Origin of the sequence: Serratia sp. JUb9 (assembly GCF_014298095.1) — a bacterium.
Classification (GTDB): Bacteria; Pseudomonadota; Gammaproteobacteria; order Enterobacterales; family Enterobacteriaceae; genus Serratia_B; species Serratia_B rhizosphaerae.
Genome location: NZ_CP060416.1, coordinates 4102905 through 4121735, shown reverse-complemented (window position 1 = coordinate 4121735; position 18831 = coordinate 4102905). Strand labels below are relative to the sequence as shown.

At 60.0% G+C, this 18831-nt stretch carries 15 protein-coding genes; 9 read left to right on the top strand and 6 right to left on the bottom strand.

The window, feature by feature from the left end; genetic code table 11:
• Positions 1-121 precede the first annotated feature (121 nt).
• Genes HF675_RS19540 through HF675_RS19530 form a run of 3 tightly spaced genes read left to right on the top strand, consistent with a single transcriptional unit; the run spans position 122 to position 2923 of the window.
• Positions 122-1312, top strand: coding sequence for an NAD(P)/FAD-dependent oxidoreductase (locus HF675_RS19540; protein WP_187043614.1), 1191 nt, complete (start codon positions 122-124; stop codon positions 1310-1312).
• An 11-nt stretch (positions 1313-1323) separates the two neighbouring features.
• Positions 1324-1704, top strand: a complete 381-nt coding sequence (locus HF675_RS19535) for a hypothetical protein (RefSeq protein WP_187043613.1) — start codon at positions 1324-1326, stop codon at positions 1702-1704.
• Between the two features lie 28 nt (positions 1705-1732).
• Entirely contained in the window at positions 1733-2923 is a 1191-nt protein-coding gene (locus HF675_RS19530) for a methionine gamma-lyase (RefSeq protein ID WP_187043612.1), read from the top strand.
• A 30-nt stretch (positions 2924-2953) separates the two neighbouring features.
• Here HF675_RS19530 and HF675_RS19525 read toward each other — a convergent pair whose 3' ends face one another.
• From HF675_RS19525 to HF675_RS19510, 4 genes are all read right to left on the bottom strand, one after another.
• The gene (locus tag HF675_RS19525) at positions 2954-4348 is read right to left on the bottom strand and encodes an amino acid permease (RefSeq protein WP_187043611.1); all 1395 of its coding nucleotides are present in this window, start codon (positions 4346-4348) and stop codon (positions 2954-2956) included.
• Between the two features lie 101 nt (positions 4349-4449).
• Entirely contained in the window at positions 4450-5985 is a 1536-nt protein-coding gene (hutH, locus tag HF675_RS19520) for a histidine ammonia-lyase (protein WP_105229812.1), read from the bottom strand.
• Complete coding sequence (gene hutU, locus HF675_RS19515; RefSeq protein WP_187043610.1) at positions 5982-7673, bottom strand: urocanate hydratase; 1692 nt, start codon at positions 7671-7673, stop codon at positions 5982-5984. The genes hutH and hutU overlap by 4 nt, the downstream gene beginning before the upstream one ends.
• A 386-nt stretch (positions 7674-8059) precedes the next feature.
• A complete protein-coding gene (locus HF675_RS19510) occupies positions 8060-9400 on the bottom strand; it encodes an aromatic acid/H+ symport family MFS transporter (protein WP_105229814.1) in 1341 nt (446 codons plus the stop codon).
• Between the two features lie 264 nt (positions 9401-9664).
• Here HF675_RS19510 and queE point away from each other — a divergent pair, with 264 nt between their 5' ends.
• Positions 9665-10336, top strand: a complete 672-nt coding sequence (gene queE / locus HF675_RS19505) for a 7-carboxy-7-deazaguanine synthase QueE (RefSeq protein ID WP_105229815.1) — start codon at positions 9665-9667, stop codon at positions 10334-10336.
• A 63-nt stretch (positions 10337-10399) separates the two neighbouring features.
• Here the strand turns inward: queE and queD are convergent, their stop codons facing one another.
• Positions 10400-10759, bottom strand: coding sequence for a 6-carboxytetrahydropterin synthase QueD (gene queD, locus HF675_RS19500; protein ID WP_105229816.1), 360 nt, complete (start codon positions 10757-10759; stop codon positions 10400-10402).
• A 414-nt stretch (positions 10760-11173) separates the two neighbouring features.
• On the opposite strand from queD, the gene cysJ reads away from it, so the two are divergent.
• From cysJ to HF675_RS19485, 3 genes are read left to right on the top strand one after another with little or no spacing between them, the layout of a single operon-like run.
• Positions 11174-12979, top strand: a complete 1806-nt coding sequence (gene cysJ / locus HF675_RS19495; protein WP_187043609.1) for an NADPH-dependent assimilatory sulfite reductase flavoprotein subunit — start codon at positions 11174-11176, stop codon at positions 12977-12979.
• A complete protein-coding gene (gene cysI / locus HF675_RS19490) occupies positions 12979-14694 on the top strand; it encodes an assimilatory sulfite reductase (NADPH) hemoprotein subunit (protein ID WP_105229818.1) in 1716 nt (571 codons plus the stop codon). The genes cysJ and cysI overlap by 1 nt, the downstream gene beginning before the upstream one ends.
• A 17-nt stretch (positions 14695-14711) precedes the next feature.
• Positions 14712-15443: a phosphoadenylyl-sulfate reductase gene (locus HF675_RS19485; protein WP_105229819.1), complete on the top strand. Its 732-nt coding sequence runs from the start codon at positions 14712-14714 to the stop codon at positions 15441-15443.
• A gap of 64 nt (positions 15444-15507) precedes the next feature.
• On the opposite strand, the gene HF675_RS19480 is transcribed toward HF675_RS19485, so the two are convergent.
• Entirely contained in the window at positions 15508-16581 is a 1074-nt protein-coding gene (locus HF675_RS19480) for an aminopeptidase (protein WP_105229820.1), read from the bottom strand.
• Between the two features lie 236 nt (positions 16582-16817).
• On the opposite strand from HF675_RS19480, the gene HF675_RS19475 reads away from it, so the two are divergent.
• Both HF675_RS19475 and cysG read left to right on the top strand, forming a co-directional pair.
• On the top strand, positions 16818-17198 hold the full coding sequence (locus tag HF675_RS19475; RefSeq protein WP_105229821.1) for a hypothetical protein: 381 nt from the start codon (positions 16818-16820) through the stop codon (positions 17196-17198).
• Positions 17199-17392: 194 nt separating this feature from the next.
• Positions 17393-18823, top strand: a complete 1431-nt coding sequence (gene cysG / locus HF675_RS19470) for a siroheme synthase CysG (RefSeq protein ID WP_105229822.1) — start codon at positions 17393-17395, stop codon at positions 18821-18823.
• The last annotated feature ends 8 nt before the right edge of the window (positions 18824-18831 follow it).

Sequence of the window (18831 nt, the reverse complement as noted above, 5' to 3'; positions counted from 1 at the left end):
ATAGCGTTAATTATTTATTCTTTTTTTGCTGGCATTATAACCTTTCATCACTAGACTTATATTCCGTAAGGATATTCTTTATCACTTTCGCCGGCCTGGCGCCGGGTTGAATGGAGATATCATGCGGAAAAGAATCGTGATTGTCGGTGGCGGCACCGGCGGCACCATGCTGGCCAACATTCTGGCGCGCAAACTACATCGTGAAATTATTAATAATAAAGTTGAGTTATTAATGATTTCTCAAACGGCGGCGCATTATTTCAAACCGGCTTTTATGTATGTCGCGTTTAACGCATTTTTTAAACATGAATTAATGCGTGCGCAGCAAAGTCTGTTACGTCCGGAAATTAAATTTATTGTCGATAAAGCGGAGGGCGTTGATTTTCAGCAGCGCCGGTTATTTACCGCCAGCGGCAATAATTATGACTATGACTTTCTGGTCTTTGCCACCGGATGCCTGCCCTGGACGGAAAAAATTCCCGGGCTGGCCGAAGCCGGCGACCACTTTTATCAGTATCAGGCGGCACGCCGGCTGGCGGATAAGCTGGCGACGATTGAAAAAGGGCGCATCTTTATCACCGTCTCTTTCCCGCAGACGCCCAACGTTCCGCATCAGTGCGGCATCGCGCCGATTGAAACCACTCTGATGCTGGATGAGTACCTGCGCCAGCGCGGCGTGCGTAATCAGATAGAGATAATTTATACCTACCCGACCATTTCCCAACTGCTGCGTAACTGCCTGTTTTTACAGCGTCCTACCGGCGAAGCGCTGCCGGAAATTTTTGCCGCGCGCGGCATTAAGCACCAGCGCGGCTTTACCCTGAATCAGGTGGATGCCGGGCGGCGCATCGCCTATTCCGCCGAGGGAGATGAACAACCGTTCGACATCCTGATGGCGACACCGCCGATTCGCGCGGTGGAAATGGTGCGCAATACCGGCCTGAGCGATATCGATAACGGCGAAGGATGGCTGCCGACCGACCCGCAGACGCTTCAGGTTTACGACCAGCAGGGGGTGTATGTGATCGGCGATACGGTCGACCTGCCGATCAGCAAGGCGGGCGGCTCCTGCCACAATCAGGCGCCGGTGATCGCCGACAATATCGTGGCGGAGATGCAGCTGGGCCATCCGGTGCGCCATTACGACGGCAAGGTGCAGGCGGTGGCGCAGTTCGGCCTGAGCAGCGGTATGCCGCTGGTGTATGACTATCGTCATGACGTCGTGCCAACCCCGGCCACCAAACTGGGCGGTATGTTACGCAACGGCGTGAACCGCGGTCTGTACTGGGCTGCGGTGCGCGGTCTGATATAACGGAGTGGAGCATGGAAAACACGCAGACTGAGGCGCTGGCGGCGCTGATGGAAAAACTGTCCCCGCTGCTGGCGAGCGGCCGGCTGAATAACGTGGTCGACGCGCTCTCGCTTACCTCGGATTTGATCGACATGGCGGATAGCGCGCTGGTCGAGAAGCTGGCTGCAGTATTTGAAGACCTGACCAGCGCCGGCTGGGAAGGGGGGACGGCGCTGAAAATGGCCTATAGCGAACTGCAGCAGAATGAGCAGCCGGCGACCTTGCGCGGGCTGTATGTGCTGTTGCGTCAGCCGGAAACGCTGCTCGGGCTGATGTTGGTATTGCGCACTCTGAATATTATCGGCGGACGCATGCGCGCCGCGAGCCTACCGGCGGATGTCACACCGGAATAATCGTCACCATCCATATCAAGGAGTCACTATGTCGTCAGCAAGCAAGCAGGCTTTCGCCACGCGGGCCATCCACCATGGCTATGACCCGCAGCAGTATCATGGCGCACTGTGCCCGCCGGTGTTTATGAGCTCCACCTTTACTTTCCCGTCGGCGGAATACGGCGGCGCCTGTTTTGCCGGCACCGAACCCGGCTATTTCTACTCGCGCATCGCCAATCCGACGCTTAACCTGCTGGAACAGCGTATCGCCAATCTGGAGGGCGGCGAAGCGGCGGTGGCGTTTTCATCCGGCATGGGGGCGGTGACGGCCTGCTGCTGGACTCTGCTCGGGCCGGGCGATGAGCTGATTGTGGATGAAACGCTGTACGGCTGCACCTTCAGCTACTTCCATCACGGGCTGGAGCGTTTCGGCGTCAAGGTGACCCACGTCGATATGACGCAGCCAGAGGCGCTGGCGGCGGCGATCGGGCCGCGCACCCGGCTGGTGTATTGTGAAACGCCGGCCAACCCCAATATGCGGTTGGTGGACATTGCGGCGGTGGCGGCGATTACCCACCGGCATGCGGCGCTGCTGCTGGTGGATAATACCTACTGTACGCCTTATCTGCAGCGGCCGCTGGCGCTGGGGGCGGATATCGTCCTGCACTCGGCGACCAAGTACCTTGGCGGGCACGGCGATTTGCTGGCCGGGGTGGTGGTGACCCGCGCCGAGCTGGCGCAGGATATCCGCCTGATCGGCCTGAAGGATATGAACGGCGCGGTGCTGTCGGCGCAGGATGCGGCGCTGCTGCTGCGCGGGCTGAAAACCCTGCCGCTGCGGATGGAGCGCCACTGCGACACCGCGCAACGCCTCGCAGAAATGCTGGCGCGGCATCCGGCGGTCGAGCGGGTTTATTATCCGGGGCTGCCGGCCTTCCGGCAGTACCAACTGGCGCAGCGGCAGATGGCGCGCCCGGGCGGCATGATTGCCTTTGAGCTGAAGGGCGGCATGGCGGCGGGCATCCGTTTCCTCAATGCGCTGCAGCTGATTCTGCGGGCGGTCAGCCTGGGAGATTGTGAATCATTGGCGGAGCATCCGGCCAGTATGACGCATTCGGCCTATAGCGAAGAGGAGCGCCACCGTCACCATATCAGCGACGGGCTGATTCGGCTTTCCGCCGGGCTGGAAGACGCCGACGATCTGCTGGCGGATATTGAGCAGGCGCTGGCACAGGCGTAAATAACAAGGGGCGCCAGGCGCCCCGTAAGGTTATACATCGTGTGCCGACTGGCCGATGTTGAGACCGTTGCCTTTTTTGCGCACCCACAGCCAGTAGGCCAGCGTGAGCAGTGCCACCCAGGCCAGCCCGACATACAGCGCGATGCGGCTCTCCTCAAAGTAACCGAGCAGGCCGATGACAAACACCATAAACGCCGTCGCCAGCGCCGGTGCGACCGGCCACCACGGCACCGGGAAGCTCAGCGCGGCGGCTTCCTCTTTGCTTAAGGTGCGGCGCATGACGATCTGCGACAGCAGGATCATCAGCCACACCCAGACGGTGGCGAAGGTGGCGATGGAGGCGATGATCATAAAGATCTGTTTCGGGATCAGGTAGTTGAGCACCACGCCGACCAGCAGGGCGATCGCCATCACCAGCACCGTCATCCAGGGCACGCCGTTGCCGGTCAGTTTGGTGAAGCTCCTCGGCGCCTGGCCTTCCTGCGCCATGCCGTACATCATCCGTCCGGCGCCGAAGATATCGCTGTTGATGGCGGAAATAGCGGCGGTGATCACTACTACGTTCAGCAGGTTGGCGGCCGATTCAATGCCCAGGCTGCTGAAGATCTCGACAAACGGGCTGCCGTTCTGGCCGATGCTGTTCCACGGATAGATCGCCATCAGCACCATCAGCGTCAGCACGTAAAACAGCAGGATGCGCAGCGGGACGGCGTTAATCGCCTTCGGCAGCACCTTGGCGGGATCCTTCGCTTCACTGGCGGTGATGCCGATAATTTCAATGCCGCCGAAGGCGAACATCACCACCGCCAGCGAGGCCACCACGCCGCCGAAGCCGTTAGGCATAAAGCCTCCGTGCTGCCATAAATTGCTGAGGCCGGTGGCCTGCTGGGCCTGGCCGAAGCCAAACATCATCACCGCCGCGCCGCCGATAATCATGGCGACGATCGCCGCTACTTTGATCAGCGACAGCCAGAATTCCATTTCGCCGAATACTTTTACGCTGCACATATTCAGTGCGCCGATAAAGAGGATGATACTCAGCACCCAGACCCACTGGGCGACGTCCGGGAACCACAGCCCCATATAGATGCCGAAGGCGGTGACGTCGGCCAGCGCGACGATCACCATTTCAAAGGTATAGGTCCAGCCGGTGAGAAAACCGGCCAGCGGGCCGAGGTAACGGCTGGCGTAATGGCCGAACGAGCCGGAAACCGGCTGATGCACCGCCATCTCTCCCAGCGCGCGCATCACCATAAACACCGCCGCGCCGCCCACCAGATAGGCCAGCAGGACCGCCGGGCCGGCCAGCTGGATGGCGCCAGCGGAGCCATAAAACAGGCCGGTGCCGATCGCCGAACCCAATGCCATAAACCGAATATGTCGCGCGTTAAGTCCGCGTCTGAGTTGTGTTGTGTCGCTACGCATGTTGCTTCCCGTTGTTGTTGTTTTGCGAAACAGGTACATGCTGCCCGCGCCGGGTGAAACGTACCCGGCGGGGCAGAACAAACTGCGTGGTCAGTATGTGGTTATGCCAGACTTGGCAGCAGCGCCGCAGGCAGCAGCGCTGTCAGGTGACGGGCCGCCAACAGCTGGCTGGCCGCTTCAATATCAGGGGCGAAGAAACGATCCTGATCGTAATGGCTGACCTGCTCGCGCAGCAGACGGCGCGCCTGCTCCAGCCCTTCGCTGGTGTGCAGCCCTTCGCGCAGATCCAGACCCTGGCAGGCGGCCAACCATTCGACCGCCAGAATGCCGCGCACGTTGTCGGCCATTTCCCACAGGCGACGCCCGGCGGCCGGCGCCATGGAGACGTGGTCTTCCTGGTTGGCGGAGGTTGGGATACTGTCGACGCTGGCCGGGTGCGCCAGCGCTTTGTTCTCACTGGCCAGCGCCGCGGCGGTCACCTGCGCGATCATAAAGCCGGAGTTAACGCCGCCATTTTTCACCAGGAACGGCGGCAACTGCGACATATGCTTATCCATCAGCAGTGAGATGCGGCGTTCGGACAGCGAGCCGATTTCGGCGAACGCCAGCGCCAGATTATCCGCGGCCATCGCCACCGGTTCGGCGTGGAAGTTGCCGCCGGACAGCACGTCGCCCTGTTCGGCGAACACCAACGGGTTATCGGACACCGCGTTGGCTTCGACAGCCAGAATCTCGCTGGCCTGACGAATTTGCGTCAGGCAGGCGCCCATCACCTGCGGCTGACAGCGTAGCGAGTAGGGATCCTGCACTTTTTCACAGTTGCGGTGCGAGTCGGACACTTCGCTGCGTTCGCCCAGCAGGTGGCGATAGGCCGCCGCCGCGTCGATCTGGCCGCGCTGGCCGCGAACCTCGTGAATGCGCGGATCGAACGGGCTGCGCGAACCCAGCGCCGCCTCTACGCTCAGGCTGCCGCAGACCGTGGCGGCGGCGTAGAGATCTTCCGCCTCAAACAGGCCGCGCAGTGCGAAAGCGGTGGACACCTGGGTGCCGTTCAGCAGGGCCAGCCCCTCTTTGGCCGCCAACTGCAGCGGCTTCAGACCGGCTTTCGCCAGCGCGTCGCCGGCAGACAGCCACTCGCCCTGATGGCGCGCTTTGCCTTCCCCCAGCAGCAGCAGGCTCATGTGCGCCAGCGGCGCCAAATCGCCGGAGGCGCCTACCGAGCCTTTCAGCGGGATATGCGGATAGACCTCGGCGTTAACCAGCGCCATCAGCGCCTGCAGCACCTCCAGGCGGATGCCGGAGAAACCGCGCGACAGGCTGTTGATTTTCAGCACCATAATCAGGCGCACCAGGCTGTCGTCGGTCGGTGCGCCGACGCCGGCGGCGTGGGACAGCACGATGGAGCGCTGCAGATTTTCCAGATCGTCCCGGGCGATGCGGGTCGAGGCCAGCAGGCCAAAGCCGGTGTTGATGCCGTAGGTGGTGCGGTTCTCCTCGACGATGCGTTCAACGCAGGCGACGCTCTGCTCGATGGCGGCGTAAGCGTTGTCATCCAGGGTTAATTTGACCGGATGGTGATACACGTCGCGCAGTTCGGCGAGCGTCAGTTTACCAGGGCGGATAGTGAGAGTTTTCATGCTTTTTTCCCCTGAGTGGCGGCAACCATTGGCAGGTTCAGACCCTGCTCGCGGGCGCAGTCGATGGCAATATCGTAACCCGCATCGGCATGGCGCATCACGCCGGTCGCCGGATCGTTGTGCAGAACACGGGCAATACGTTCGGCGGCTTCGTCGCTGCCGTCGCAGACGATCACCATGCCGGAGTGTTGTGAGAAGCCCATGCCGACGCCGCCGCCGTGGTGCAGGGAAACCCAGGTGGCGCCGCTGGCGGTGTTCAGCAGGGCGTTGAGCAGCGGCCAGTCGGACACGGCGTCGGAACCGTCCTGCATCGCTTCGGTTTCACGGTTCGGGCTGGCGACCGAACCGGAGTCCAGGTGATCGCGGCCGATGACGATCGGCGCTGACAGTTCGCCGCGGCGTACCATTTCGTTAAACGCCAGGCCCAGCTTGGCGCGCTGGCCCAGGCCGACCCAGCAGATGCGCGCCGGCAGGCCCTGGAAGCTGATGCGCTCACGCGCCATATCCAGCCAGCGGTGCAGGTGTTCGTCGTCGGGGATCAGCTCCTTGACCATCGCATCGGTCTTGTAGATATCCTGCGGATCGCCGGACAGTGCGGCCCAGCGGAACGGCCCGATGCCGCGGCAGAACAGCGGACGAATGTAGGCCGGCACAAAGCCCGGGAAGTCGAAGGCGTTGTCGACGCCCATTTCTTTGGCCATCTGACGGATGTTGTTGCCGTAGTCAAAGGTCGGGATACCCATCTGCTGGAACGCCAGCATTGCCTTGACGTGTTCCGCCATCGAATTTTTGGCGGCCTTCACTACCACCGCCGGCTCGCGTTGGGCGCGTTCACGATACTCTTCCCAGCTCCAGCCCTGCGGCAGGTAACCGTTGAGCGGATCGTGGGCGCTGGTCTGGTCGGTGACCATATCCGGGCGTACGCCGCGTTTGACCAGTTCCGGCAGAACATCGGCGGCGTTGGCGCACAGCGCGACGGAGATCGCCTTGCCCTCGGCGGTATAGCGCTTGATGCGCGCCAGCGCGTCATCCAGATCGCTGGCCTGTTCGTCGACGTAGCGGGTCTTCAGGCGGAAATCGATGCGGCTCTGCTGGCATTCGATATTCAGCGAGCAGGCGCCGGCCAGCGTGGCCGCCAGCGGCTGTGCGCCGCCCATGCCGCCCAGGCCGGCGGTCAGCACCCAGCGGCCCTGCAGGTTGCCGTCGTAGTGCTGGCGGCCGGCTTCGACGAAGGTTTCGTAGGTGCCCTGCACGATGCCCTGGCTGCCGATATAAATCCAGCTGCCGGCGGTCATCTGGCCGTACATCGCCAGCCCTTTGGCGTCCAGTTCGTTAAAGTGTTCCCAGGTGGCCCAGTGCGGCACCAGGTTGGAGTTGGCGATCAGTACGCGCGGCGCGTTGCTGTGGGTTTTGAACACGCCGACCGGCTTACCGGACTGCACCAGCAGCGTTTCGTCTTCTTCCAGCATTTTCAGGGTTTCGACGATTTTGTCGTAGCAGTCCCAGTCGCGGGCGGCGCGGCCGATGCCGCCGTAAACCACCAGCTCATGCGGGTTTTCTGCAACTTCCGGATCGAGGTTGTTCATCAGCATGCGCAGCGGCGCTTCGGTCAGCCAGCTTTTTGCGTTTAATTGTGTGCCGCGAGGCGCGCGTACATCGACATTGCGAACTTTGTTATTTGCAGTCACAGCTCTTTCCTCAACTTGAAGTGTGGCAATTCAATCGGTGTGAATTGATGGCGTCGTTGCCTGCCCATCATGTCTGAATCGGGCGTCAGGTTTTATTAACATATACTTGTATGTACAAGCATATGCAATAGGGAATCAATTAACCGCTAAAATGGCATAAGTAAAAATTATTTTTGTTTTTAATCATGTGGTTATTGTTTTATTGGTTCGGTGCAGGGAAGAAAATAAGGCGAGGAATAGTGAGCTGACAGGCAAAAACGAATAAAAAATGCGTCATTTTTGAGCGTTAAATCACAATTAATTTACATAAGAATTACATGTCGGCGTGATAGATAAAAAAGCGTTATGGCGGGAGAGTCGGGCGCGGCCGGCCGCGCCCGTTGGCATCAAGGATTGGCCGTCTGCAGCGTCTTGCGGCGCGCCATTTTAACCAGCGTGGCGACGGCGGCAACGACCGCCGGCAGGCACAGGAACAGCAGAATGCTGTGCACTTCCCACTGCAGCGCCATCAGCTGTGCGCCAATCATCGTGCCGGCCACGCCGCCGAAACGGCCGATGCCCTGCATCCAGGCGATGCCGGTGGCGCGGCTGTGGGTCGGGTAAAAGGTGGCGGCCAGCGTTTGCAGCCCCGACTGTGCGCCGTTCATGGTAATACCCATCAGGAAAATCAAGCCGCCCAGCAGAACGATATGGCGATCTTCGGTGGCCATGCCGACGATCAACAGCGCGGTGACGATGAAGCCGGCGGCGACCACCTTATGCGCGTTCCAGCGGTCCATCATCCAGCCGGCCATCAGGATGCCGGCGGTGCCGCCAAAGGTGAACAGCGAGGTCAGCATGGCGGACTGCTCCAGCTGATAACCCAGGCCCTGCATCAGAATCGGCATCCAGCTCAGCAGCATGTAGTAGATCACCAGCCCCATGCAGTAGGTGACCCACAGCATCAGGGTACCGAGCAGATAGGGGCGGCTGAACAGCAGGCCGACGCTGCTTTTTGACGCCGCCAGCGGCGCTTCGTACAGATAAAAATGTTCGACGCCGTCGAGGTTTTTTCCGCTGAAGCGCTGGGTAATGCGTTTGATCTTTTGCATATCCTTGCCGCGGTTGACCAGGTATTTGACCGATTCCGGCAGCAGCAGAATCAGCAGCACCGTCAGCATCAGCGGTGCGATCGCGCCGAGCAGCAGCACGCTGTGCCAGCCGTAGCCCGGTATCAGCCAGGAGGAGATGGCGCCGCCGGCGGCGGCGCCCAGCGGAAAACCGCAGTACATGGTGTTGATCGCCAGTGAACGGCAGCGCTGCGGCGCATACTCGGAAATCAGCGTAATGGCGTTAGGCATGGCGGCGCCAAGGCCGAGACCGGTAAGAAAGCGCCATAGCGTCAGGCTGTCGAGCGAACCGGCGTAGGCGGTCGCCAGGCTGGATAAGCCGAAGAACAGGCAGGAAAACACCAGCACCCGCTTACGGCCGATGCGGTCGGAGAGCGGCCCGGCCACCAGCGCGCCCAGCGACAGCCCGAGCAGGGCGGCGCTCAGCACCGGCCCCAGATCCTGCTTGACGATCCCCCAGTCCTCGGCCAGCGCCGGCGCGATATAGCCCATGGCGGCGGTGTCGAAGCCGTCGATGGCCAGAACCAGAAAACCGAGAATAATCAGCGTCCAGTGGAACAGCGAGAACTTACTGTCGTCGATCGCCTGCTGGATGTTCAACTTGGTGGAATGAGCCATAGTCCCCTCGAAAAGTGCTTGTGATGGTTGTTGTATCGAACGCCGGAACGGATGCCCGACTTGTGCTTGCATGTATATACATCAGTGATGTGTGCGGGGATTAATGTCAAATACATTTATCTTATTTGTTGGCTAATTGTTATTTTTGCGACGCAGGATCGATTGTTGTGCGCCAGAGCGCGACATAGGCAGCGATGAGGTTATTTGGCCGCCGGGCGGGAATCTGAGATAATCGCGTTTTACCTGTCCAATATTGAGAGATGCATGCAGTACCCGATTAATGAGATGTTCCAGACTTTACAGGGCGAAGGTTATTTCACCGGCGTTCCGGCTATTTTTATCCGCCTGCAGGGGTGTCCGGTAGGATGCAGCTGGTGCGATACCAAACACACCTGGGAAAAGGATGCTCATCGGGAAGTGGACATGCAGCGCATTTTGGTGAAAACCGAGGAAAGCGACGCCTGGGGCAGCGCCAGCGCCGAACAGCTGCTGGCGGTAATACGCCAGCAGGGCTATAGCGCGCGCCATATCGTCATTACCGGCGGCGAACCGTGCATTTACGATTTAACCCCGCTGACCCGCCTGTTTGAAGAGCACGGCTACGGCTGCCAGATCGAAACCAGCGGCACCCACGAGGTGCAGTGCACGGCGGATACCTGGGTGACGGTTTCCCCGAAGGTGAATATGCGCGGCGGCATGAAAGTATTGGATCAGGCGCTAACGCGTGCGGATGAAATCAAACATCCGGTCGGGCGTCAGCGCGATATTGACGCGCTGGATGCGCTGTTGGAGACGCTGCACGATGAGAAACGGCGGGTGATCGCCCTGCAGCCGATCAGTCAGAAAGATGAAGCGACGAAGCTTTGTATCGCCACCTGCATCGAGCGCAACTGGCGCTTGTCGATGCAGACGCACAAGTATCTGAATATTGCTTAAGGCTGTCCGGCCGGCGGGCAAGATAGCGGGACGCGGCACTGCGCGCCCGTTATCGTTGCGCGCTTAACCTTTATAGACGCAGCCGGCGGTGCAGGTCTCTTTCACCATCACCGCGCTCAGTTCCGGCAGCAGCGGTTTCATCTGCTGCCAGATCCAGGCGGCGAGCACTTCACTGGTCGGATTTTCCAGCCCTGGAATATCGTTCAGATAATGGTGATCCAGCCGCTCCCAAACGGGTTTGAATGCGGCTTTCAGTTCGGCAAAGTCCATTACCCAGCCGGTGTGCGGATCCACCTCACCGGTTATCTCCAGACGCACCATAAACGAATGCCCGTGCAGACGGCCGCATTTATGGCCTTCAGGCACATGCGGCAGGCGGTGTGCGGCTTCAAATTGAAAATCTTTAAACAGCGTGGTTGCCATTGTTACGGCCTCATTGACTCAAAAACCGACGCATACTACCGGAAAGCGTGATTGCTTGCCATTTATACCGTTATGGTCTACATGATTGCGCACGCAATGCATCCTCTGCATTTTTTATTGACGCCTGCGGGGCCTTACCGGCCGGGCCGGTTAGCGGGTAAATGCGATTCATTCAAAAAACATCAAAAAAATCGCATTAAATTCAAAATGATAAAAATGAAACCTTAGCGCTTTAAGCGTTATGCCTTACCAGTAAAACAGCTTAGTCATTTTGGTTATTAATTATTGCTATCCCTTATTTATTCGTTGCTATTTGGCTCGGTAACCTTACAAACTCTCCTGATCTTTTCAGGAAATCAGACTGAACGAAAAGACAGCGAATGACACTGGCTAAGCATAGGAATTATGTCCGCAATGACGACTCAGGCTCCTCCAACATCTTTGCTCCCGCTGACGCCCGAACAGCTCTCTAACCTGCAGGCGGCGATTGGCGACTATTCGCCGACGCAGCTGGCGTGGCTGTCCGGTTACTTCTGGGGAATGGTTAACCAACAGCCCGGAGCCGTCGCCTTGCCGGCCGCGCCCGCTGCTGCTGCCGCGCCGAGCATTACCATTATTTCCGCCTCGCAGACCGGCAACGCCCGTCGCCTGGCGGAACAGCTGCGCGACGATCTGCTGGAGGCCAAGCTGAGCGTCAACCTGGCCAATGCCGGGGATTACAAATATAAGCAGATCGCTCAGGAACGCCTGCTGATCGTGGTGGCCTCCACCCAGGGCGAAGGCGAACCGGCGGAAGAGGCGGTGGCGCTGCATAAGTTCCTGCATTCCAAAAAAGCGCCGAAGCTGAATGAAACCGCCTTTGCGGTATTTGGCCTGGGCGATACGTCCTATGAGAATTTCTGCCAGTCCGGCAAGGATTTCGACGCCAAACTGGCGGAACTGGGCGCCGAGCGTCTGGTTGAACGTATTGATGCCGACGTTGAGTATCAGGACGTGGCGGCCGCCTGGCGCAAGCAGGTGGTGACGGTGCTGAAAGATCGCGCGCCGACGGAAAGCGCCGCACCGGGCGTGCTGGCCGGCGGTGCGGTAGACCTGCTCGACAGCAGTCCGTACAGCAAAGAGCAGCCGCTGACGGCGCAGCTGGCGGTGAACCAAAAGGTGACCGGCCGTCATTCCGATAAAGACGTGCGCCACATTGAGATCGACCTGGGCGACTCCGGGCTGCGCTATCAGCCTGGCGATGCGCTGGGCGTCTGGTTCGATAACGATCCGGCGCTGGTCGATGAACTGGTGCAACTGCTGTGGCTGAAAGGCGATGAAGCGGTCGAGGTGGACGGTAAAACGCTGCCGCTGAGCGACGCATTGCGCAGCCACTATGAGCTGACGCAGAACACTACGCCAATCGTAGAGAAATACGCCGCGCTGGCGCGTGATGAAAAGCTGCTGGCGCTGGTGGCCGACAAAGCCGCGCTGCAGCAGTATGCGCACAATACGCCGATCGTCGATATGGTGCGTCAGGCGCCGGTTGAACTCAGCGCCGAACAGCTGCTTGGCCTGTTGCGTCCGCTGACGCCGCGCCTGTACTCCATTGCCTCTTCGCAGGCGGAAACGGAAAACGAAGTGCATGTCACGGTCGGCGTGGTGCGCTATGACATCGACGGCCGCGCGCGCGCCGGCGGCGCATCGAGCTTCCTGGCCGATCGCCTGGAGGAAGACGGTGATGTGCGGGTGTTTATCGAACACAACGACAACTTCCGCCTGCCGGCCAACCCGGACACGCCGGTGATCATGATCGGCCCCGGCACCGGCATCGCGCCGTTCCGCGCCTTTATGCAGCAGCGCGACGCCGACGGCGCCGGCGGCAAGAACTGGCTGTTCTTCGGCAACCCGCACTTTACCGAAGACTTCCTCTATCAGGTGGAGTGGCAGCGCTACGTGAAAGACGGCCTGCTGACCCGCATCGATCTGGCCTGGTCGCGTGATCAGCAGCACAAGGTGTATGTACAGGACAAACTGCGCGAACAGGGCGCGGAAGTGTGGCGCTGGATCCAGCAAGGCGCGCACATTTACGTCTGCGGCGATGCCAATCGCATGGCGAAAGACGTGGAAAATACATTACTGGAACTGGTCGCCGAGCACGGTGGGATGGATACCGAGCAGGCCGACGAATTTTTAAGTGAGCTGCGCTTTGAGCGCCGTTATCAGCGAGATGTTTACTGATGAGTGATAAACACCCCGGCCCTCTGGTTGTAGAAGGCAAACTGGCCGATGCCGAGCGTATGAAGCGTGAGAGTAACTTCCTGCGCGGCACCATCGCCGAAGATCTGAATGACGGTCTGACCGGCGGCTTTAACGGCGACAACTTCCTGCTGATCCGTTTCCACGGCATGTATCAGCAGGACGATCGCGATATCCGCGCCGAACGCGCCGAGCAGAAACTGGAGCCGCGCCATGCGATGATGCTGCGCTGCCGTCTGCCCGGCGGCATTATCAGCCCGCAGCAGTGGCTGGGCATTGATAAGTTTGCCGAGGAGAGCACGCTGTACGGCAGCATTCGCCTGACCAACCGTCAGACTTTCCAGTTTCACGGCATTCTGAAAGGTAACGTGAAGCCGGTGCACCAGCTGCTGAACAAGCTGGGACTGGACGCACTGGCGACCGCCAACGACGTTAACCGTAACGTGTTGTGCACCTCGAACCCGGTGGAGTCCGAGCTGCATCAGGAAGCCTACGAGTGGGCGAAAAAAATCTCCGAGCATCTGCTGCCGCGCACCCGCGCCTATGCGGAAGTGTGGCTGGATAAAGAGAAGGTGGCGACCACCGACGAAGAACCGATCCTCGGCCCGACCTATCTGCCGCGCAAGTTCAAAACCACGGTGGTGATCCCGCCGCAGAACGACGTCGATCTGCACGCCAACGACATGAACTTTGTCGCCATTGCGGAAAACGGTAAGCTGGTGGGCTTTAACCTGCTGGTGGGCGGCGGCCTGTCGATTGAACACGGCAACAAGAAAACCTACGCGCGTAACGCCAGCGAATTCGGCTACATTCCGCTGGAGCATACGCTGGCGGTGGCCGAGGCGGTGGTAACCACCCAGCGTGACTGGGGCAACCGTACCGATCGTAAAAACGCCAAAACCAAATATACGCTGGAGCGTGTCGGCGTCGACACCTTCCGCGCCGAAGTGGAAAAACGCGCCGGCATCACCTTCGAGCCGATTCGTCCTTATGAGTTTACCGGCCGCGGCGACCGCATCGGCTGGGTGAAAGGGGTCGATAACCACTGGCACCTGACGCTGTTTATCGAGAACGGCCGTCTGCTGGACTATCCGGGCCGTCCGCTGAAAAGCGGCGTGGCGGAAATTGCCAGAGTGCATCAGGGCGACTTCCGCCTGACCGCCAACCAGAACCTGATCGTCGCCGGCGTGCCGGAAAGCGAGAAGGCCAATATTGAAGCCATCGCCCGCGCACACGGTCTGATCGATGACGGCGTCAGCGAGCAGCGTAAAAACTCGATGGCTTGCGTGTCGTACCCGACCTGCCCGCTGGCGATGGCGGAGGCCGAGCGCTTCTTGCCGCAGTTTGTCACCAAGGTTGAAGGCATCATGCATCAGCACGGGGTGGGCGATGAGCACGTGGTGCTGCGCGTGACCGGCTGCCCGAACGGCTGCGGCCGCGCGCTGCTGGCGGAGATCGGCCTGGTGGGTAAAGCGGTCGGCCGTTATAACCTGCATCTGGGCGGCAACCGCGAAGGGACGCGTATCCCGCGCATGTATCGCGAGAATATCAATGAAGAGCAGATCCTGCAGGAGATCGACCAACTGGTCGGCCGCTGGGCGCAAGAGCGCAACGCGGGCGAAGGGTTCGGCGACTTCACCATCCGCGCCGGCATTATCCGTCCGGTGGTGGATCCGGCGCAGGATTTCTGGGACTAACCGAGGAGGCTGACAACATGGCTGAATTCGATCTGGCGGCGCTGAATGCGCTGCCGAAATCCGGGCAGGCGCTGGCGCTGGCTGAGGTCAACGGCAAACTGGAGCGGCTTTCTGCGCAACAGCGCGTGGAGTGGGCGCTGGAACAGCTGCCGGGCGCGTTTGTGCTCTCTTCCAGCTTCGGGATTCAGGCCGCGGTTTGTCTGCATCTGGTGACGCGTATCCAGCCGGATATTCCGGTGATCCTGACCGATACCGGCTATCTGTTCCCGGAAACCTATCAGTTTGTCGATCAGCTGACCGACAAACTGAACCTGAACCTGCAGGTGTTCCGCGCCGAGCACTCGCCGGCCTGGCAGGAAGCGCGCTACGGCAAACTGTGGGAGCAGGGCGTCGAAGGGATTGAGCGCTATAACCAGCTCAATAAGGTTGAGCCGATGAACCGCGCGCTGGAAACGCTGGGCGCCAACACCTGGTTCGCCGGCCTGCGCCGCGAGCAGTCCGGCAGCCGCGCCAACCTGCCGGTTCTGGCGGTACAGCGCGGCGTCTTTAAGGTGCTGCCGATCATTGACTGGGACAACCGTCAGATTTATCAGTATCTGACGGATCACGGGCTGAGCTATCACCCGCTGCGGGAGCAGGGCTACCTGTCGGTGGGGGATACCCACACCACGCGCAAGTGGGAGCCGGGCATGAATGAAGAAGAGACGCGCTTCTTCGGCCTGAAACGTGAATGCGGGCTGCATGAGTAATCCGGATGCGCTGAGTGCGCAGACGGAATAACGAAGAAGGGATGGCGCCGGCCATCCCTTTTTTTTATGGTTTTTTCGCTTTTGGCGCCGGGTGCGCCTGCGCCAGCTCTTTTAACAGCGGCAGCAGCACCTGAACGCTATCCCGGCTGCGCTTATCAATCCGTCCCGGCAGGTAGCGGTCCAGATATTGTACGTTGTCGTACTGCGGCCGGTGCCAGGAGACGCCCTGCGGGAAGTGCGGGCTGACCGCACGCTGCTGATAGCCGTCTTTTTTGCCCAGCGCCCAGTTGGTGGCCTCGACCGCCATGACCGGGATACGCGCGTCGTCAAATACCTGCTGATCGGAGCAGCAGCCGGTGCCTTTCGGATAGTGGTCGCTGCCGGGGTTGAGCGAGGCGGCGATGCCGTAGCGGTGGGCGATATCCAGCGCCCGATCGCGGCTCTGTTTGGCGACCTTCGGCGGCGTGTTGCGGCCGGCGTGGAAATAGAGTTTGTCGCCGGTGATCAGGCTGTCGAGATTAATCACCAGCAGCGTGTTCGCCCGCTCTTCCGCACTCATGCGCTGCAGATAATTTTTCGCGCCCAGCGAGCCAAGCTCCTCGCCGCTGGTGGCGATAAAGCGCAGGCTGTAGCGGGTGGGGATATCCTTCATCCGCTGCGCCAACTCCAGCATCACGCCGACGCCGGAGGCGTTATCGTCGACCCCTTGCAGCGTCAGGCCGCCCAGGTTGTTGTCGACGTCGGCATCGCTGCGCGGCGTATAGGTATCGAAATGCGCCATGATGACGATCTGCTGCGGCCGATCGCCGCTTTTGGCGGCGATCACGGAATTGACGCGAATATTGCGCCAGTTCTCGCTGCCGTTTTTGTTGGTATAGAGATAGCGGCTGTTAATACTGCGAATATTGCTCTGATAACCCATCTGGGTGAATTGCTGTTTCAGGTAGTCAGCGGTCAGCTGCTCAGCCGGGCTGCCGGCCATACGCCCCGGAAAGTAGGTGGCGATATACCGCATTTTTTCGGCGGCGAATTTGCCTATTGGCGCATCCTGGCCGGGATGCGTCGCGGCTGAGGCGCAAAAAACGCTGCTGAATGCCGCGGCCAACAGGCCGGCTTTCAGACACTGGCGGGAAAACATAGCGGAAAATCCTTCTCGTAGGCGCTCAATGACGCCGATTATTTTTTCGGCCTTAGTATGAAACGCAATGGTGGATTAGACAATTTCATCCGCTCTTAATTTATGGAGGTAAAAGCTGAACGTCGTCGCTGGAAGGCGATTGCGAGGCGTATGGCAAATTAGCGGAATCGCTATTTAACCGTCTGAAAAATGTGGCTACTATCCGGCGAGATGATTTTTCTCGGCAGGGAGAGCGCATGATGCTGGATAAACTGGAAAACCGTCTGGGTGTCGTTGAGCAAAAGATTGAGCGCATGGATCAGCGAGTTGAACGGCTGGAGCAGCGCATTGAGGGGATGGATCTGCGCATTGAAGGGATGGGGCAGCGCATTGAGGGAGTGGAAAAGCGCGTCGAACGGGTGGAGGTGGACGTTAACCAGGTCAAACTGGATTTGGCCGCGCTGAACATGCGTTCGCTGGAATTTGTCACCAAGGGCGATCTGCATAAGGAGGTGGCCCTGCTGCACCGGGAAATTGGTTTGGTGAATAAAGAGGTTGTCAGCCAAACCAAATGGATGGTCAGCTGTATATTCGGCGTTGCCGCACTGTGCATGACCGCCGCCAAGCTGTGGTTCTGAGCGGTTTCGCCATCTGTTAAACGGCGTTATGTGCCTGTCTGTTCAGGCATGATGGCGGCGTAACCCAGCGCTGCGCCGCGCCGACGCTGCGGCCTATATTCCATAAATGCACATCTCATTCCTTTTCGTCATTTCAGGGGCTAAATCGCAGCCCGTATAGTCACACTATCTTTCCGTTATATGAAAAGGCTGTTGTGGACTATCTACCAATATTTGCCGATCTGAAACAACGTCCGGTACTGGTCGTTGGCGGCGGTGAAGTTGCTGCGCGTAAAGTTGAACTGCTTGCGCGCGCCGGGGCTGAAATACGGATAGTTGCGCAGTCGCTCTCACCGGAACTTGAACAGCATCGCCAGTCTGGACGCATCAACTGGCTGGGGCAGGCGTTTGCGCCGCACCAGTTGGATGAGGTGTTTCTGGTGATCGCCGCAACCGACGACGCCGCGTTGAACGCCCAGGTTTATGCCGAGGCGGATAAGCGCCGCTTGCTGGCCAACGTGGTGGACGATCAGCCGCGTTGCTCATTTATCTTTCCGTCGATTGTTGACCGTTCACCGCTGATGGTGGCGGTGTCATCCGGCGGCAAGGCGCCGGTGCTGGCGCGGATGCTGCGTGAAAAGCTGGAAGCGCTGCTGCCGGCCAGCCTTGGCACCATGGCGCAACTGGCTGGCGGTTTTCGCGCTCGGGTAAAACAGCAGCTGAGTTCGATCGGCGCACGCCGCCGTTTCTGGGAAAAATCTCTTAACGGCCGCTTTGCCACGCTGGCGGCCAATGAGCAGCCGCAGCAGGCGCAGCAACAGCTGGAACAAGACCTGGCCGCGTTTGCCGCCGGCGATGAGGCAGCGCAGGGCGAGATTGCGCTGGTCGGCGCCGGGCCGGGCGATGTTGGTCTGCTGACCTTACGCGGCCTGCAGGTGATGCAGCAGGCCGACGTGGTGCTGTACGACCACCTGGTGAGCGACGAGATTCTCGATCTGGTGCGTCGTGACGCGGAACGCATCTGCGTAGGCAAACGCGCCGGCGCGCATCTGGTGATCCAGGAAGAGACCAACCGCCTGCTGGTGGAACTGGCGCAGCAGGGCAAGCGCGTGGTGCGCCTGAAGGGCGGCGACCCGTTTATCTTTGGCCGCGGTGGCGAAGAGCTGCAGGTTGCGGCGGCGGCGGGGATTCCGTTCCAGGTGGTGCCGGGAGTCACGGCGGCGGCCGGTGCGACGGCCTATGCCGGCATCCCGCTGACCCACCGTGACCATGCGCAGAGCGTGACCTTTATCACCGGCCACTGCCGTCCCGACGGCGACGGGCTGGACTGGGCCGACCTGGCGCGTGCGCGCCAGACGCTGGCGATTTACATGGGCACCATGAAGGCGGCGGATATCAGCCAGCGCCTGATCGCCCATGGCCGCGAGGCGCAGACCCCGGTGGCGGTGATCAGCCGTGGCACGCGTGCCGACCAGCAGGTGCTGACCGGTACGCTGCAGCAGTTGGAACAATTAGCCCGACAGGCGCCGTTGCCAGCGCTGTTGGTGATTGGCGAAGTGGTGGAACTGCACCATCAAATCGCCTGGTTTGGGCATCAACCTCAGACGGACGGGGCCGCGCGTCCCGCCGTAGTGAATTTGGCTTAAAGGATCTG

Coding starts and splice junctions, on each gene's coding strand:
- HF675_RS19525 (WP_187043611.1), bottom strand. CDS start 4,348: ATGCGTAGCGACACAACACAACTCAGACGCGGACTTAACGCGCGACAT.
- HF675_RS19530 (WP_187043612.1), top strand. CDS start 1,733: ATGTCGTCAGCAAGCAAGCAGGCTTTCGCCACGCGGGCCATCCACCAT.
- HF675_RS19475 (WP_105229821.1), top strand. CDS start 16,818: ATGATGCTGGATAAACTGGAAAACCGTCTGGGTGTCGTTGAGCAAAAG.
- HF675_RS19480 (WP_105229820.1), bottom strand. CDS start 16,581: ATGTTTTCCCGCCAGTGTCTGAAAGCCGGCCTGTTGGCCGCGGCATTC.
- cysI (WP_105229818.1), top strand. CDS start 12,979: ATGAGTGATAAACACCCCGGCCCTCTGGTTGTAGAAGGCAAACTGGCC.
- queE (WP_105229815.1), top strand. CDS start 9,665: ATGCAGTACCCGATTAATGAGATGTTCCAGACTTTACAGGGCGAAGGT.
- HF675_RS19485 (WP_105229819.1), top strand. CDS start 14,712: ATGGCTGAATTCGATCTGGCGGCGCTGAATGCGCTGCCGAAATCCGGG.
- hutH (WP_105229812.1), bottom strand. CDS start 5,985: ATGAAAACTCTCACTATCCGCCCTGGTAAACTGACGCTCGCCGAACTG.
- queD (WP_105229816.1), bottom strand. CDS start 10,759: ATGGCAACCACGCTGTTTAAAGATTTTCAATTTGAAGCCGCACACCGC.
- cysJ (WP_187043609.1), top strand. CDS start 11,174: ATGACGACTCAGGCTCCTCCAACATCTTTGCTCCCGCTGACGCCCGAA.
- HF675_RS19535 (WP_187043613.1), top strand. CDS start 1,324: ATGGAAAACACGCAGACTGAGGCGCTGGCGGCGCTGATGGAAAAACTG.
- HF675_RS19540 (WP_187043614.1), top strand. CDS start 122: ATGCGGAAAAGAATCGTGATTGTCGGTGGCGGCACCGGCGGCACCATG.
- HF675_RS19510 (WP_105229814.1), bottom strand. CDS start 9,400: ATGGCTCATTCCACCAAGTTGAACATCCAGCAGGCGATCGACGACAGT.